Here is a 14,719-nt window from a genome sequence, read left to right as displayed (position 1 = left end):
GATCAACCCGTTTGCACAATTTTCCGGACGTCGTTAGGCAAGACGAAACAACTATGGAAAATATCCCTGTTAACATACTTCGTGTCCTCATCACGCAGCCGGTCGGGTTGGGTTTGCAACGGATCGGCCTGTTTCGACGCCAACGTGAAGCTCCAGATTCCGCCCGGATACGTCGGTACTGTTGCCAAATACGTGCGGACCACCGGATACATCGATTGCATTGTATCTCGGACGCGTTTCAAAATATGGGGATAGAAGACCGGTGATTCGCTCTGACATACCATCAATCCGTCCGGTTTCAATGCGGCGTAAACGTCGCGGTAAAACGGCTCTTCGAACAATACCGCCGCCGGCCCAACCGGATCGGATGAATCGACGATGATGACATCATATTCATCCTTGTGTGCACGAATGAAGGCGGCTCCATCGTCATAGACAAAACGGATGCGCGGGTCCGGTTCTCCTTCCCCAGCGACGGTGGGCAAGTATTTCCTGCTGACTTCCACCACTTTGGGATCGATTTCCACCATATCCACCCGTTCCACCGTCGGATATTTGACCACTTCCCTGGCTGCCCCGCAGTCCCCGCCACCGATGATGCACACCGTCTTGGGCTCGGGATGGGTCGCCAACGGCACGTGTGTGATCATTTCATTATAGATATAGGCGTCCCGCTCCGTTGTCTGAATGATGCCGTCCAACACCAACGCACGTCCGAATCCCACAGTTTCGATCACCGACACTTCCTGGAATTCGGATTGCTCCTTGTGCAGGACTTGTTTCACCTTCCAAATCGAGCTGAAACCGTCTTTTTCTTCGGAGTCGGCCAGCCACATTTCTCCGTTCCAATCCACATAACCTTTCAATCCTGTCTGTTTCATCGCTTCCTCCTCATCTCAACAAAAATGGGGATTTGCCCCTGCACGTCAGCCCTGTCCTTTCATATTATATACCACAATCCACCGGAAAGTGGACGAACAGGAGCTGGAATGCATGCAACGCAAAATCAGACTGCATCGTACGGAACCAATCGTCTCTTCGGCTGCGCACCCGGCCAATCATTTTGTAAAGGTGGTCAAACGGGTGCGCAAAGGCATCGTATCGATCATCACCGAAGAGAAACCGCGCAATCTGGAAGAGCATATCCTGAGCATGCTGATTCCGGGCTGGTCCTCCGCCTCAAGCGATCCACCTCCCCGTCATTTCGGAACAGGGTTTGTCATTCACCCCGACGGCTATTTGGTCACCAATGAACACGTCATCCGAGACGCAGACAAAATCGCGGTCAAGTTGGACGGATATACGCGCTCTCTACCAGCTCGGAGAGTATGGTCCGATAAAGAACGCGATCTGGCGGTGATCAAGGTACAACCACCCTATCCGTTGAAACCGCTCCGCTTGGGGAGTGCAGAAACAGTGGAAGTAGGGGAATGGGTGATTGCGGTCGGTAACCCGCTGGGGCTGGAACATACCGTCACCGTGGGCGTCATCAGCGGAAAAAACCGGCCACTGCAGGTAGCCAATCGCTATTACGGGAACGTCATTCAAACGGATGCGGCCATCAATCCGGGAAACAGCGGCGGTCCGCTCATCAACATCCTGGGTGAAGTCATCGGCATCAACACCTTGATCATTTATCCGTCGCAGAGCATCGGTTTTGCGATTCCAGTCGATGAAATCAAACCGTGGATCCGAAAATATATGAGTTAATGTCGTCTATACGCACATAAGAAATGTTTTGTTATCTGTTCTACAGAAAGCCATTGACAGTTGCTGTCAATGGCTTTCCTCGTCTGCTTCAGAATCGGTTTTGGAGTCTGGCTTGGGAGCGATGCCGTTGATCAACATATCCACGATCCAGCCGATTTCCTCATCTTCTCCCCCTTGGGCCAACAATTCGGGAATCACGTTACGGGCAAGCAGGTATGCCCCAATCTGTGACATGATCCCCCGCAAAATAACATGGTTGGGGAGGTCGGCGCGCAGCTTGCCCTTGCTTTTCAGCTCCTCGATCTTTTCTGACGCCATACGGAACACGTTTCTGGCGACATGGATTTTCAGTGCTTCGCGAATCTCCGGATGGAATAAACTCTCCACCAAAATGATGCGTAATGTTTTCCAGTTTTTCTCCAGGAGTTCCTTCCGGTCGATGACCACCTCGCGCAAAAGTTCTTCCAACGGCTTGTCCTGATTGAGGATGTTGAGCACGGGAGTGGCGATATAAGGATAGGCCACCCGGGCAATCGCCGGAATGACCAATCGCAAAAGCAATCCTTTCTTGGTACGGTAATGCTTGAAAATGGTGGCTTCAGCCACACCGGCCCGCTCAGCGATTTCGCTTGTCGAGGCACCGCTGAAGCCTTTTTCCGCGAACACATGAATGGCCGCTTCCAAAATCTTTTTCTGTTTTTGCGTTTCTTTGTCCGCTTTCAGATCCAAATCGTATTGCTCCGCAATATCATGAACCCATTCATCCCAACTTTTCTTGGACATTTTCTCCTCCTTGGTTGATCACATGCACAAAGATTTCTTCCAGCGTCGGCCGCGCCGTGCCCAATTCGTCGGCGTACCGCTCTTTCAATTCATCCACTTTTCCCTTCGCCACGATCTGCCCTTGATTCATGAGCGCGACTTGCTCGCATCGCTCCGCCTCATCCATATAGTGTGTGGTCACCAAAACGGTCATCCCTTGTTCGGTGAATTCATACAGCTGTTCCCAGAACAGACGCCGGGTCAGGGGATCGACGCCACTGGTCGGTTCGTCAAGAAACAAAAGCTGTGGCATATGAACGATCGCGGATGCGAAAGCGACCCGCTGCCGGATTCCGCCTCCGAGCGCCGACACTTGCTTCTTGGCCGCATCTTGAAGCGAAAACTGCTCGATTAGTTCCTCCACCCGCTGTTTGATCTGCTCCACACCATACAACCGCGCATAGAATCGGATATTTTCCTCGACGGTCAAATCGGGATACAGGGAAAATTTTTGCGACATGTACCCAATCCGCTCTTTAATCTGTGCCCGTTCTTTGACAATGTCACGCCCCAAAACCAGCCCACTGCCGCTCGTCGGGGGCAAAATTCCGCACATGATCCGGATGAGAGTCGTTTTGCCGGCTCCGTTGGCGCCGAGCAGTCCAAAGACACTCCCTTTTGACACTGTTAATGATACCTGATTCACCGCGCGAAAGGTACCAAATTGTTTGGTGATCCGGTGGAGTTCGATCATCTCTGACTCCCCCTTTCCCGCATCCAATTGATGAACACATCTTCAAATGTGGGCTGGATGCGCTCCAATTCGCGTTCAAGTCCTTTTTCTCGAATCCAGTCGCGCAAGGCATGAACCGCTTCTTCCTGGCTGACCAGGAAAACCCAATCCACCCCTCGCGGAAACGCATCGGCGACATGGGAGATGTTTTTCAACTTCTGCAATTCCCTCAGGGACATGTGGCGTAAATCGGGGATGCGGTACACCGCGTAAGGAAACTCGGCGATCAGCGCCTGCGGGGACGCTTTTTTCATGAGCTCTCCCCGGTACAGGAGCAGCACCTCGTCACAGTGGGGCACTTCATCCAGATATTGCGTTGAGACGATGACGGTGGCCCCTTCGGCTTTCACTTCCCGAATCAGCTTCCAAATCTCGCGCCGTGAAACCGGATCCACCCCATGTGTCGGCTCATCCAGTATCATACAGGAAGGGCGATGGAGAAATGCGGCGCTGATGGCCAGCTTCCGTTTCATCCCGCCGGAAAGGTTTCCCGCCAAACGATCCTTGAACGGGGAGAGTTTGGTCCATTTCAAGAGCTGTTTGCTCCGCCGTGTCGCCTCTTCCCTGGACAAGCCGTATAACCGGCCGTAAAACAGCAGATTCTCCTCAATGCTCATATCCTCATACAAACCAAAGTGCTCCGCTACAAATCCCGATGAGAACGACTCGCTGTATTTGATGCTGCCTTTCTTCGGCTTCAGAAGCCCCACGAGCAACTTCAACAGTGTGGATTTCCCGGCACCATCGGGACCGACGATCCCCACGATTTCGCCTTCCCCGATTTGAAACGAAAGATTTTTCAGCACTTCTTCTTTGCCATATCGAAATGAAACATCCTGAAATGAGATCATCCGGCTTCTCCCCTCAAGTCAAGCTTCGCCTGAAGCGAACTGTCGCCACCAACAGGAACAACACAGCGAAGAAAGCCAGCATTGCCAATGCCACCGGGTGATCCCATGCGCTCATGCCCTTGAGGAACACGTCACGGCTGATCGGCAAGAAATAAGTGAGCGGCATGAGATAGGACAACCAGCGGATCCACTCGGGCATCGCTTCCAATGGGAAAACAAAGCCGGACAGGATGAACTGCGGCAATAACGTCATCATGGCGAGCTGCATCGCTTGTTGCTGGTTTTGCGACACTGTCGAGATGAACAGACCAATGCCGAGCGACGCGAACAAGAAAATGAGCGCCATCAAGAGGTAAGAAACCAGATCTCCCGTGAACGGAACATCAAACACCCCGATACCGACCGCGAGCACCAAAAGGAAATCGAAGGTTGCGATGATCATATAGGGAAGCAGTTTCCCCAAGATCAATTCGACCGAACGGAGCGGCGAGACGATCAACTGCTCCAAGGTGCCCCTTTCCTTCTCTCGCACCACGCCGAGCGCCGTCATGAAGGTGGTGATGAAAATCAGCACCAATCCCATCAAGCCAGGGATCATATAGTACACGCTCTTCAAATCCTTGTTGTACAGCACTTCCACCTTAGCAGCCATATATTCGGGGTCTGGGAACTGATCTTTCAATTCATTTTTCTGCTTCTCCAATCGCTCATCCATCGCCGCCCGGATCTGGGACTGGATCTTGTTTTGCAAGTCCTTCGCCACATTCGGCGGCAGCTTGGCCAGCGGCGAGTCAGCGGGAAGCTCCAATTTCACCTCCGGCACTTCATGGCCCGTGAAACGCTCTTCGATGTTTTGCCGGAGCTCTTTCATGTTGGCTTTTTGAATGTTACCCAAAACCTCACTCACTTCGCGCACTGCCGATTGGGCCGTGAACAGGCGGCTTCCGTCTACCAAGATATTCAGCTGTTGTTCTTTGCTTTTCGCGATGGAATCGTAATCTTTGGGAAACAAGATGGCGACATCGGCTTTGCCGTATTTCAATGCATTACGCGCTTCTTGTTCCGTACCCCGATCCACCACGCTCATCTCCTCATGCGCTTCCACTTCATGGATCACTTGGCGGCTGTCTTCGCTGTTCGCTTGGTCAACGACAAAAACTCGGAAATGATTCACATCAAAATTGACCGCGTACCCGAACGCCACCAGCCAGATGACAGGAAGCATGATCATCATCGCCAGGGTGCGCCTGTCGCGTTTCAGCTGGATAAACTCCTTGACAATCAACGCACCAATTCGTTTCCACACGATGAAGCCCTCCCCATTCATATTAAGTAATTACTCACTCACAGTGTATGTTAGGTTCTCATGGGGAGTCAACAAAAAAGTGAGTTATTACTCACTTTATTATAAAAGGTTGCTCTTGAAAATGATCCAGAGGAAGCAAGAAGCCCACGACAACCAACAGAAGTGCCTCTGTTAGCTGTGTAGAGGAAGTCATTGGCGTAGAAAAACAAAATAGGAACCCCCTCAAATGGAGAGGGGGTTGGCTGTGTCCTTGGATGGCAGGCACACCGGCAATCCCACTTGCTCAGTTTCTCCGGCTCGCAGATCCTGTCAGCAGCTCACTCGGTGGGCAATTGATCACGTCCTCACGATCGGGTCCGCAATCCTCGACAAAGGTAATGGTTGCAATTCATCCACTACCTCGATAGGATAGGTCGGCCCCGCATCGCGATACTGACGCATCAGTTCCAAATGATCGTCACCGAATGAAGTGAAGGAACTCTTTCGGGATCAGTGCAACAAACGTAAGAAGAAGTTGACTTTTTTAGAGAAACGTTTTGATGAGTTACAAAAGGAAATGACGGATCCCATTGCTCGTTCCCCCCATTTTGATCACTTTTTGATACTGACGAGAGCAATGGAACGGGAAAAAGGATATATTACCTGGTTGGAAATGGCCCTAAAATGGCTGGAGGAAGGTTCTGAAGCATAAACAGTCATATACATCCCCAGCTAATCCCTCTTGATTTCCATTCCTGCAATCGGGTCCTTTTTCCGCCATCCCACTATCGAATACCACCAAAAATTCCAAATAGTGGTTGGTAATTTCTTCTGTCCCTTTCCCCGGAAATACGCCTGTTGTACTATGGGGATTAGCATAGAGCAAGGGATAGGAGGAGAAAACGGATTGCAGTCCCTACAAATAGATAAAATTGGTGATGTAATAAGAAAAATACGAAAGAAGCGCGGACTTCGATTGGAAGATCTGGCCGACGACCATATTTCCCCCGCTACGATCAGCAACATTGAGCGCGGTATTCCGCACGTTCATCCCGACAAAATCCGTTACCTGCTTTCCAAGCTGGACTTGGACTTGGATGCAGTACCCAAACTGATACAGGAAGAGCGTCAAGAACTGGAACGTCTGCGGTTCCGTCTCACCTCCATCGAAACATTGCACGATCTCGGATATGCCGATGAAGCATTGAGACGAATCGACGAATTGTCATTCGACGATACCCATGATTTGGCCGCGGTCGTATATTACCTCAAGGGAAAGTGCTATATAACCAAAGGTCACTTACGCAGGGCCGAACGGTTACTGTTCAATGCGATTCGGCTGACCGGGCAACAACCCGAGCAACGAAAAACCAACTTGGAAGCAGCCGCTTTTTGTGAGCTGGGGGCTGTCTATTTCGCCCAGCAACGTTATGAGCAGGCCTTGCAATATATTGAGAATGGATTGTCTGCCTTCCATCCGGATGGCGAACGAAGACAGCTCCGCTACCTGCTGTTGGTCAATAAAGCAGCATGCCTGGATCGGCTGGGCCGGACCGGTGAAGCGTTTCAAACCGTGGAAACCCTGTGGCAACACCTTCCCCAGATCCATCACATTCACACCGTTTTGAAAACTTACGAATTGCGGACGGAATTGCTCCTTCGACAACGCCTGTCAGAAGATGCGGTTTCGTGCGCTCTTGAGGGATTGGAAATTGCACGTTTGAACCATAAGTATGATCGCGCGTTTCATTTATGGACTTTGCTTGGAAACGTATATTTCCAAAACCGAGACTGGGAAAATGCTGAACTTTGCTTTTGCCTGGCCCTCCGGTTAAAAAACCGTCTCCGTGATCAACAGGTCATCCTGGAAGTCTATACCCGGTTGGGACTGTTGTACATGACACAGGAAAAATGGGATCAAGCAAGGGAGGAACTTGAACAGGCGTTGAAATTGGGACGTCAACATCCCTATGATCCGGTGTATGTTGACGCCCTGATGGCCATGGGGAATTATTACCGTCAAAGGGGTGAAATGAAAGAGGCGGTTGATCATTACCAGGAAGCTGTAAAATGGGCGCGAAAAAACGGCGATCGAAAACGGGAACGGGACGCACTGTTCCATCAGGCGCATTGCATGAGAGAAGGGGATCCCGATAGGTTCCGTTCTTGCTTGGAGGAGCTGTATCGAGCGGAAAAAGCATTGCGGGAAAGCGACACACCCTATCGGTCATAATTAACACCCCGGAAGCGCAAAGACTCCGGGGTTTCTTGCAACAATCTAGGTGAATTGCGAAAACTCAAAGGTCGCTCGACGGATGGAGGCTACCCTTCCCTCGAGTCTATGTATCTAGTCTCACTCTGTTGCTTTCTTCTCCTCGACCGCTTCTTCCAATTGCCGTTTTTGATACTCGACAACTGATTTTCTGAGCATTTTGCCCAACTCACCAGGTAATATGAACTGGAAAGCATTGAACGCGCCATCGATCGTGGCGATAAATAATTCTTTGTTTGGAAGGTCTGCCAGCGTTTCCGCCTCATTGACTACATCGAACATCGTTTGACGGAATTTTTCAAGCAGTCCCCGCATCCTTTCCAGCTCGCCGTGGTTGACACGATCATATGTACAAAAAGCGAGAAAATCGGATAAGTTCATCCCGTATTTTTCGGCGAGCTCTTCCGATTTGGTCTTCAGATCCCCATCAATCGCCTGTTGCAGCGATGGTTGAGTCATCCGGTTCCATCCTCCTTGCAATCATCATACATGTATGTACAAAATTATAACATAGAATGGTTCGGATTCTGTCCCAGTAAAAAAACCCGTCCATACCGGACGGGGAAGTTATTGACAATATCTGCGGGCTCCGATTTCCCGTCTCCGCTCAATGAAAACGGCCACCCTTCAGACTACACAAACTACTGCGTAACACGTTCCTTTTCCCGCATGCCTTCGATCAGCACTTGAACCACTTCCGGACGTGAAAACTCGGGCGGCGGCATGATTCCCTCTTTCAGCATTTGCCGTACTTTGGTCCCTGACAGGATGACATGATGCTCCTTGTCGTGAGGGCATGTTTTGTAGGAGGCCATTCCCCCGCACCGTTTACAGTAGAAACTATGTTCAAAGAACAACGGGGTAATTCCCAGCTCCTCGGGACGGAACTCGAGGAAAATCTTTTGTGCGTCATAGGTGCCGTAATAGTCACCTACACCCGCATGATCGCGCCCCACGATGAAATGAGTGCAACCGAAGTTTTTACGAGCGATAGCGTGGAAAATAGCCTCACGCGGTCCGGCATAGCGCATGGCTGCCGGAAATGCCGCAAAATACACCCGATCTTTGGGATAATACTCTTTTAGAATCACTTCGTAACTGCGAATGCGTACATCTGCTGGAATATCGTCCGACTTGGTCTCACCGACCAATGGATTGAGGAACAAGCCATCTACCGTCTCCAGCGCTGCCTTCTGGATGTATTCATGCGCCCGGTGCACGGGATTCCTCGTTTGAAACCCGACCACCCGCTGCCAGCCGCGCTCCTGGAAAGCGGCACGGACAGTACGGGGATCATGGAAATATTGAGCGAATGGACCGTGATCTGGGCGGCGGAGCAACCGAATCGGGCCGCCCGCATACACCGCCGGTGAACGGTAAAGTCGGGCCACACCCGGATGTTGCTCATCTTCGGTACGGAACACCTCGCGTGCCTCTTTTTTCTGGTCGACACCATAGACGGACTCCACTTCCATCACGGCATACACGACGCCCTGATGGACAAGCGCCACCGTGTCACCCGGTTTGACCGTTTTTTGCACCTCATCCGGTAACGGAAGCGTAATCGGCAGACTCCACACCGTACCGTCCGTCAACCGCATTGTATCCCGTACGGAAAGGTAATCCTCTTCGTTTAAGAAACCGGTCAGCGGAGAGAAAATGCCGGTTGCGATACACTCCAAATCGGACAGGGTCACCCCGGTCACTTCGATTCTCGGCAACTTCTCCGCTCGCTGAATCCATTCTTCTTTTTCTTCTCCGACGACAACGCGATCAATCAACACGCCGCCGTGCGGTGCGATGGTTTCTCCCATTTTTCCACTCCTCTCACACCAACTTGACACCTGTCAAAAACAACACTACAATCAACCCGATCCGTAACGCGAAATCGGGCAATTTCAGCGTAAACCGACCACCGATGAGTATGCCTGGGATGGATCCGATCAATAGATACATCACAAACGGCCAGTCCACATGACCGAAAGATGCGTGTACAACGCCTGTGGTCAGTGTCAAAAAGAAGGCATGAACCACGTCGGTTCCCACCATCACCGGAGAGGGAAGCGCAGTCGTGGCCAGCAAAAAGGCCATAAACATTGACCCACTTCCCACGGATGTGAGGCCGACCAGAAAACCGCCCACCAAGCCCAATACGCCCAGCGGCATCTGCCACAATGAGCGGAACGTTCGGTTCTGGCGACGCTTTTGTATCAATCGCCAGCCCATCAACAGTGCCACCAGGATAAACGTGATGCCCAACAAATGACCCAATACATCCTCCACGGACAGAGAGAAGTGATCCAGTACACGGATGGCGAGAACCCCTATGATTCCACCTGGGACACTGCCTTTCATCAACTGAAACACTATCTGCTTGTTCCACGTACGTTGTCGGATGTGCTGCAATGTTCCGACTGCCTTGGTTACGGCGGAATAAACCAAATCGGTTCCTACCGCCATCGTGGGAGAAAAGCCGTACAACAAAATGAGGAGCGGGGTCATGAGCAACCCCCCGCCCATCCCTGTCAGCCCCACCAACGTGCCCACCAAAAAACCCGTGAAGATAATACCGATCTCCAACATTTTACTTATGCAATCCGCACTCCGTTTTCATAAATCCCGCCCAGCGACCAGCTCGCGGATCTTCTCCCGGTTTGACCGGCCGGGTGCACGGTTCGCAGCCGATGCTGGGGTATTGGCGATCATGAAGCGGATTGTATGGCACCTCGTTTTCTTTGATGTATGACCACACTTGCTCGGAAGACCAAAATACCAACGGATTAATCTTGACCAATTGGAACTTGGCGTCCCATTCCACCACTTCGGCATTGGCACGGGTGGGTGACTGCTCCCGTCGGATACCGGTAATCCACGCACGGTAGGAGTTCAACTGCTTTTCAAGCGGTGCCACTTTCCGAAGGTAACAACACTGGTTGGGATCGCGTGCCCACAACTGATCCCCCCATTCCCGCGCCTGTTGTTCCAGCGTTAGATCTGTGGCAACACGGATGAAATCCTTTTGATACTTCTCCGCCAGACGATCCCGGGTTTCGTAAGTTTCCCGGAACAAGAGACTGGTGTCCAAGTAGAAAATATCCACATCGGGGTTTACTTTGACCAACATGTCCACGAGCGCCACGTCTTCATAACCGAAGCTGCACGCCAACGTCAAATCCGACGGGCCGAACTGCTGAACGGCCCATGCCAGAATGTCTGAAGGATGAGAATTCCGTAATTCCTCCGCCGCCGCTTTGCACGCTTCCGGTGACCACACTTTTTCTTCCGTCTGTACTGTTTGATTGCCCATTGATGTTCCCTCCTGCACAATGCATATTCAATCGGGGCGCAATTGGTCACACATCAGACGAATTTTCCGGTTCAATTCCGCTGACCACATAGCCGCTTCCCGATTTTACCCGGCGCTTTTCCTCCAACGCCCATTCCGCAACTTTTGGCGGAACGAGAAAATTCCGTTCCCATTCCTTTTCGGCAGCACTAAAGGCCGTTTCGTCGTCTTCTGCCAACACGACGATCGTATGAGTTTCCCCATCTTCCGTCACAACCGACAACCGGTATAGAAACAGGGAGGGATCCAAACTGTCATTCCGCTGCTTTGTCTTACGCACACTCATTTCGTTCCCGCCTTCGCCAGCGCTTCGTCCAGTCGCTCCTGGAAGGCGGCCACCCCTACGCGATCCACAAAATCGGCAAACGATTCACCGGGTTGCCGTTCATTTTTGTAAAACAGTACCAACGATTCCAACACGCGCGGAACATCATTTGCTTCCACCCGACCCTTGAGCTGGGTGTTGAAGCGGCCTTTCCCGTTCAGATGTCCGCCAACCGACACGGTGTATGCCTCTACCATACCTGCTGGCGTTTTCAATTTGCCGCCCAACAGCCCGATGTCGGCAATTTGTTGCTGTCCGCAGGAATTGGGGCAACCATTCACATGCAAACGGATCGGCACATCCAGGTCGATACGGGAGTCCAGATATTGCACGGTCCGGTACATCAACTGTTTGGTTTCGGTCAGCGCCAAGTTGCAGAATTCTTTACCGGTGCAGGAAATGGCATGTCCTACAAATGTTTTCGGGTAGGGTGTCAGCCGTTCCAACAATGGTTCTTTCAACAGATCGTCCACCCGCTCCCGCGGTACGTCGGGAATGATGACGTTTTGGGTGTTCACCGTGCGCACGGAGCCAGAGCCGTATTGATCGGCAAGATCGGCCAGTTGGAAAAACTCTTCCGCGGACGTCCGGCCAACAGGAATATTGAGCCCCACGTAGCACAGCCCTTCTTGTTTTTGCGGATGTACACCCGTGAAGTACCCACCGTTCCACTCCTTCAGCTGATCTTCCCCGCGCGACGGATAGGGACCGATCAGTTCAGTCAATACCTCCAAAAACTTCTCCGGTCCCCAATCGGCGACCAAGAATTTCAGACGAGCACGGTGCCGCTTTTCACGATAACCGTAATCCCGGAACACTTTGGTGATACCGACTGCCACATCCACCACCTGTTCCGGGCGAACAAAGATATCCAACTGCTGAGCCAGATGCGGTCGGTTGGACAATCCGCCGCCCACCCACACGTGGAATCCGACTACCCTTTCTCCGTCAATCTCCTTGATCGCGGGAGTAAAGGCGACATCGTTGATTTGTGCGTGCCCCGCATTGTGAATGTTGGCGGAGACAGAGATTTTGTATTTACGGGGCAAATTGGAAAATTCTTTGTTCAGCAAGAACGTCTTTTCCAGTTCGGCTACGATCGGACGCGTATCGATCAACTCATACGGATCGATTCCTGCCAACGGATTGCCGACAATATTGCGCGGACAGTCGCCGCATGCCTCGTACGAGTACAAACCCACTTCCTTCAACCGCCGGAAAATGTCCGGGATATTCTCGATTCGAAGCCAGTGATACTGCACCGCCTGCCGTGTGGTCACGTCGATGAGACCCCGGCCGTAATCGCGAGCCACTTCGGCCAACACACGCACCTGCCGGGAATTCAATATCCCCGTCGGAATCCGCACCCGCATCATGAAATAACCGTCAGATTTGGGCCGTTGCAAGTACAATCCCGCCCATTTGAAACGGGCGAATTCCTCCTCCGGGATCGACTCAAACCCGGTTTGGGCGTATTTCTCGATATCGGGAATAACATCCAGACCGTCTTTCTCCAATTTCAACTTCTCCACTTCGTTCAGACGGTCAACATCTTTCGCCCATTTCCACTGTTGCTGTCGCGCCATGATCGCTCCCCCTTTGATGTAAAAAACCCCTTTTCCCGGCGGGAGAAAAGGGGCGGTTTGTCTCGATAACGCCTTTTTCTCCCCATCTTCGAGAACGCGCGGTTCTCTCCGGAATTGGCACCGGGTTCCGCCCATGAGGGTCGAAACTGGTTGCCGAGGCTTCATAGGGCCGAGTCCCTCCACCTCTCTGGATGGGTAAGCAGGAATATTATTAAAACCGAGTTAACCACTCAGATTAGTAAACTAAGGCGATTTGTTGTCATGATACTCCGATTCGCCGTTATTGTCAACCCGTTTTCAAAAATATTTTTTTAGTGGCAAACAGACTACCTGTGAGAAAACTCCGAGCGTACGGAAGGTGGGCACTGCATTTTATCGCTTTTTGATACAATAGGAGAGGATCTACTACAATGACGTCAAGGCAGTACACACGATATGGATCAAGACACGACCTCAAAAGGAGGAGATGAAAATTGGAACTCTTGGTCTATCTGGCGGGACAAATTCATGACGACTGGCGCGAACAACTGCGAAAAAAAGCGGAAGAGCGCGGCTTGCCGATTATCTTTAAAGGGCCGCAGGAAGATCACGACCGCTCGGACGCGATCGGCGAACTCATCAAAGGGAAACAGCCCAACGCAGTGTATCGGGATCATGCCGCATCCGAACTGAACAACCTGCGGACGCGGATCTGGATGCAAAAAGCGGATGTGGTCATCGCGCTGTTTGGTGAGAAATACCGGCAATGGAACACAGCGATGGACGCTGCCATGGCCATCCAGATGGGAAAACCGCTCATTTTGGTTCGCCCCGAAAGCTTGCATCATCCGTTGAAAGAACTGTCCCAACGGGCGCAAGTGACCGTGGAAACGGTGGACCAAGCACTGGACGCACTGGCTTACGTTTTAGAGTGAACTGCAAAAAAAAATCCGTTTCCCCTGGCAGTACCGGAAAACGGACTCCGCATCATCAAAGTCGGCCCACCTGATCGGGCCGCCTTTTTTTGCCTATTCACCGGCCAAAGTGGCGGGCCGATCGTCAAACACCACATAATCGATATTGATGTTGAGAAACATGTGATCCTTACCGGTTTGCCTGTCGCGGACCACGATAAAATCCCGGCCGACGCCACGCAGAGTGCCAGTGAATTGCTTCGCATTCCATTGGGTATTGTTTTCAAAAGTTAGATATACCGTCACCGTTTTCCCGATGTTTCGGCTGAGCAGGTCTTCCGAATACACACGTTGTCTTTGCTGTGATACCGATGCGTCATCCCATCCTTGAACCGACAGGGAACCGTTTCCGTATGGATTGTAATAAGGCCAATACACCGCTTTTCCTCCTTCCTCAGTATACATCCGGACACGACGCGGGTTGGGGGATGTAAAAGCAATGGCTTTTGTACCGACCGCTATGGGTCTGGTTGAACCATTGCGGGGGACATGGACCGACCGGTTTGAAAAACCACAGCGCATAGGAAGCCGGATCGTATCGCTCGCCCCGGATAACCCTGCGGGCCAGACGAATGTCTCGATCTCTGGCCGCTTGATAAAAGTACGGCCGCTGCACGGCTTCAAAGCCTCCGGGCGATTGGAACACCATCGCCTTGATCGACCGGAGACCCTCAAAATCCAGACAATCGCCAATTACCCGGTTGACGCCGACATTGCCGACCAACATCATGGCCATCTTGCCGTCCCCTTCCGCCTCCGCCCGCATCAGACGCGCCAACAATTTCACTTCTTCACTATTGGCTCGAACCGGCATGCAATCACCTCGCGGTTATTCT

Annotated in this window: 17 protein-coding genes, 1 pseudogene and 1 riboswitch; of the genes and pseudogenes, 4 read left to right on the top strand and 14 right to left on the bottom strand. The window is 51.8% G+C overall.

Annotated features, from left to right (window positions below):
* Positions 1 to 2: 2 nt before the first annotated feature.
* Positions 3 to 881 (bottom strand): polyamine aminopropyltransferase, encoded by an 879-nt coding sequence (gene speE, locus NWF35_RS07560; protein ID WP_301238445.1) that lies wholly within the window; start codon positions 879 to 881, stop codon positions 3 to 5.
* Positions 882 to 993: 112 nt separating this feature from the next.
* Between speE and NWF35_RS07555 the strand changes: the two genes are divergently transcribed.
* Positions 994 to 1,710, top strand: a complete 717-nt coding sequence (locus NWF35_RS07555; RefSeq protein WP_301238444.1) for a S1C family serine protease — start codon at positions 994 to 996, stop codon at positions 1,708 to 1,710.
* A 66-nt stretch (positions 1,711 to 1,776) separates the two neighbouring features.
* Here NWF35_RS07555 and NWF35_RS07550 read toward each other — a convergent pair whose 3' ends face one another.
* The 5 genes and pseudogenes from NWF35_RS07550 to NWF35_RS16840 form a co-directional block, all read right to left on the bottom strand.
* Positions 1,777 to 2,493 (bottom strand): TetR/AcrR family transcriptional regulator, encoded by a 717-nt coding sequence (locus tag NWF35_RS07550; protein WP_301238443.1) that lies wholly within the window; start codon positions 2,491 to 2,493, stop codon positions 1,777 to 1,779.
* The gene (locus NWF35_RS07545; protein WP_301238442.1) at positions 2,471 to 3,226 is read right to left on the bottom strand and encodes an ABC transporter ATP-binding protein; all 756 of its coding nucleotides are present in this window, start codon (positions 3,224 to 3,226) and stop codon (positions 2,471 to 2,473) included. Before NWF35_RS07545 ends, NWF35_RS07550 begins: the two co-directional genes overlap by 23 nt.
* Positions 3,223 to 4,116 carry an ABC transporter ATP-binding protein gene (locus NWF35_RS07540; RefSeq protein WP_301238441.1) on the bottom strand — a complete coding sequence of 298 codons (894 nt, stop codon included), beginning with the start codon at positions 4,114 to 4,116 and terminating at the stop codon, positions 3,223 to 3,225. The genes NWF35_RS07545 and NWF35_RS07540 overlap by 4 nt, the downstream gene beginning before the upstream one ends.
* A gap of 13 nt (positions 4,117 to 4,129) precedes the next feature.
* Complete coding sequence (locus tag NWF35_RS07535) at positions 4,130 to 5,422, bottom strand: ABC transporter permease (protein WP_301238440.1); 1,293 nt, start codon at positions 5,420 to 5,422, stop codon at positions 4,130 to 4,132.
* 283 nt (positions 5,423 to 5,705) lie between these two features.
* Positions 5,706 to 5,881: pseudogene (locus tag NWF35_RS16840) on the bottom strand (phenolic acid decarboxylase); the annotation flags it as partial.
* 10 nt (positions 5,882 to 5,891) lie between these two features.
* Between NWF35_RS16840 and NWF35_RS16835 the strand changes: the two are divergent.
* The gene (locus NWF35_RS16835) at positions 5,892 to 6,113 is read left to right on the top strand and encodes a hypothetical protein (RefSeq protein WP_363321574.1); all 222 of its coding nucleotides are present in this window, start codon (positions 5,892 to 5,894) and stop codon (positions 6,111 to 6,113) included.
* A gap of 195 nt (positions 6,114 to 6,308) precedes the next feature.
* Positions 6,309 to 7,634 carry a tetratricopeptide repeat protein gene (locus NWF35_RS07530; protein WP_301238439.1) on the top strand — a complete coding sequence of 442 codons (1,326 nt, stop codon included), beginning with the start codon at positions 6,309 to 6,311 and terminating at the stop codon, positions 7,632 to 7,634.
* A gap of 120 nt (positions 7,635 to 7,754) precedes the next feature.
* On the opposite strand, the gene NWF35_RS07525 is transcribed toward NWF35_RS07530, so the two are convergent.
* The 6 genes from NWF35_RS07525 to NWF35_RS07500 all read right to left on the bottom strand — a co-directional run bounded on the left by NWF35_RS07525 (position 7,755) and on the right by NWF35_RS07500 (position 12,930).
* Positions 7,755 to 8,132: a hypothetical protein gene (locus NWF35_RS07525; protein WP_301238438.1), complete on the bottom strand. Its 378-nt coding sequence runs from the start codon at positions 8,130 to 8,132 to the stop codon at positions 7,755 to 7,757.
* 182 nt (positions 8,133 to 8,314) lie between these two features.
* Positions 8,315 to 9,487, bottom strand: coding sequence for a sulfate adenylyltransferase (gene sat, locus NWF35_RS07520; protein WP_301238437.1), 1,173 nt, complete (start codon positions 9,485 to 9,487; stop codon positions 8,315 to 8,317).
* A 13-nt stretch (positions 9,488 to 9,500) separates the two neighbouring features.
* The gene (locus NWF35_RS07515) at positions 9,501 to 10,256 is read right to left on the bottom strand and encodes a sulfite exporter TauE/SafE family protein (RefSeq protein WP_301238436.1); all 756 of its coding nucleotides are present in this window, start codon (positions 10,254 to 10,256) and stop codon (positions 9,501 to 9,503) included.
* 1 nt (position 10,257) lies between these two features.
* Complete coding sequence (locus NWF35_RS07510; RefSeq protein ID WP_301238435.1) at positions 10,258 to 10,980, bottom strand: phosphoadenylyl-sulfate reductase; 723 nt, start codon at positions 10,978 to 10,980, stop codon at positions 10,258 to 10,260.
* 46 nt (positions 10,981 to 11,026) lie between these two features.
* Positions 11,027 to 11,305, bottom strand: a complete 279-nt coding sequence (locus tag NWF35_RS07505) for a DUF3906 family protein (RefSeq protein WP_301238434.1) — start codon at positions 11,303 to 11,305, stop codon at positions 11,027 to 11,029.
* A complete protein-coding gene (locus NWF35_RS07500) occupies positions 11,302 to 12,930 on the bottom strand; it encodes a nitrite/sulfite reductase (RefSeq protein ID WP_301238433.1) in 1,629 nt (542 codons plus the stop codon). Before NWF35_RS07500 ends, NWF35_RS07505 begins: the two co-directional genes overlap by 4 nt.
* A gap of 79 nt (positions 12,931 to 13,009) precedes the next feature.
* A riboswitch (SAM riboswitch) is annotated at positions 13,010 to 13,128 on the bottom strand.
* A gap of 275 nt (positions 13,129 to 13,403) precedes the next feature.
* Between NWF35_RS07500 and NWF35_RS07495 the strand changes: the two genes are divergently transcribed.
* A complete protein-coding gene (locus NWF35_RS07495) occupies positions 13,404 to 13,844 on the top strand; it encodes a YtoQ family protein (RefSeq protein ID WP_205493377.1) in 441 nt (146 codons plus the stop codon).
* A gap of 93 nt (positions 13,845 to 13,937) precedes the next feature.
* On the opposite strand, the gene NWF35_RS07490 is transcribed toward NWF35_RS07495, so the two are convergent.
* On the bottom strand, positions 13,938 to 14,261 hold the full coding sequence (locus NWF35_RS07490) for a spore coat protein GerQ (RefSeq protein ID WP_301238432.1): 324 nt from the start codon (positions 14,259 to 14,261) through the stop codon (positions 13,938 to 13,940).
* A gap of 16 nt (positions 14,262 to 14,277) precedes the next feature.
* Complete coding sequence (locus tag NWF35_RS07485) at positions 14,278 to 14,697, bottom strand: cell wall hydrolase (protein ID WP_301238431.1); 420 nt, start codon at positions 14,695 to 14,697, stop codon at positions 14,278 to 14,280.
* Positions 14,698 to 14,719: the final 22 nt, after the last annotated feature.

Origin of the sequence: Polycladomyces subterraneus, from assembly GCF_030433435.1 — a bacterium.
GTDB lineage: Bacteria > Bacillota > Bacilli > Thermoactinomycetales > JIR-001 > Polycladomyces > Polycladomyces subterraneus.
Note: the sequence above shows the minus strand (reverse complement) of the source record. Positions and strands in the feature narration are given on the sequence as shown.

Coding starts and splice junctions, on each gene's coding strand:
- speE (WP_301238445.1), bottom strand. CDS start 881: ATGAAACAGACAGGATTGAAAGGTTATGTGGATTGGAACGGAGAAATG.
- NWF35_RS07555 (WP_301238444.1), top strand. CDS start 994: ATGCAACGCAAAATCAGACTGCATCGTACGGAACCAATCGTCTCTTCG.
- NWF35_RS07550 (WP_301238443.1), bottom strand. CDS start 2,493: ATGTCCAAGAAAAGTTGGGATGAATGGGTTCATGATATTGCGGAGCAA.
- NWF35_RS07545 (WP_301238442.1), bottom strand. CDS start 3,226: ATGATCGAACTCCACCGGATCACCAAACAATTTGGTACCTTTCGCGCG.
- NWF35_RS07540 (WP_301238441.1), bottom strand. CDS start 4,116: ATGATCTCATTTCAGGATGTTTCATTTCGATATGGCAAAGAAGAAGTG.
- NWF35_RS07525 (WP_301238438.1), bottom strand. CDS start 8,132: ATGACTCAACCATCGCTGCAACAGGCGATTGATGGGGATCTGAAGACC.
- sat (WP_301238437.1), bottom strand. CDS start 9,487: ATGGGAGAAACCATCGCACCGCACGGCGGCGTGTTGATTGATCGCGTT.
- NWF35_RS07515 (WP_301238436.1), bottom strand. CDS start 10,256: ATGTTGGAGATCGGTATTATCTTCACGGGTTTTTTGGTGGGCACGTTG.
- NWF35_RS07510 (WP_301238435.1), bottom strand. CDS start 10,980: ATGGGCAATCAAACAGTACAGACGGAAGAAAAAGTGTGGTCACCGGAA.
- NWF35_RS07505 (WP_301238434.1), bottom strand. CDS start 11,305: ATGAGTGTGCGTAAGACAAAGCAGCGGAATGACAGTTTGGATCCCTCC.
- NWF35_RS07500 (WP_301238433.1), bottom strand. CDS start 12,930: ATGGCGCGACAGCAACAGTGGAAATGGGCGAAAGATGTTGACCGTCTG.
- NWF35_RS07485 (WP_301238431.1), bottom strand. CDS start 14,697: ATGCCGGTTCGAGCCAATAGTGAAGAAGTGAAATTGTTGGCGCGTCTG.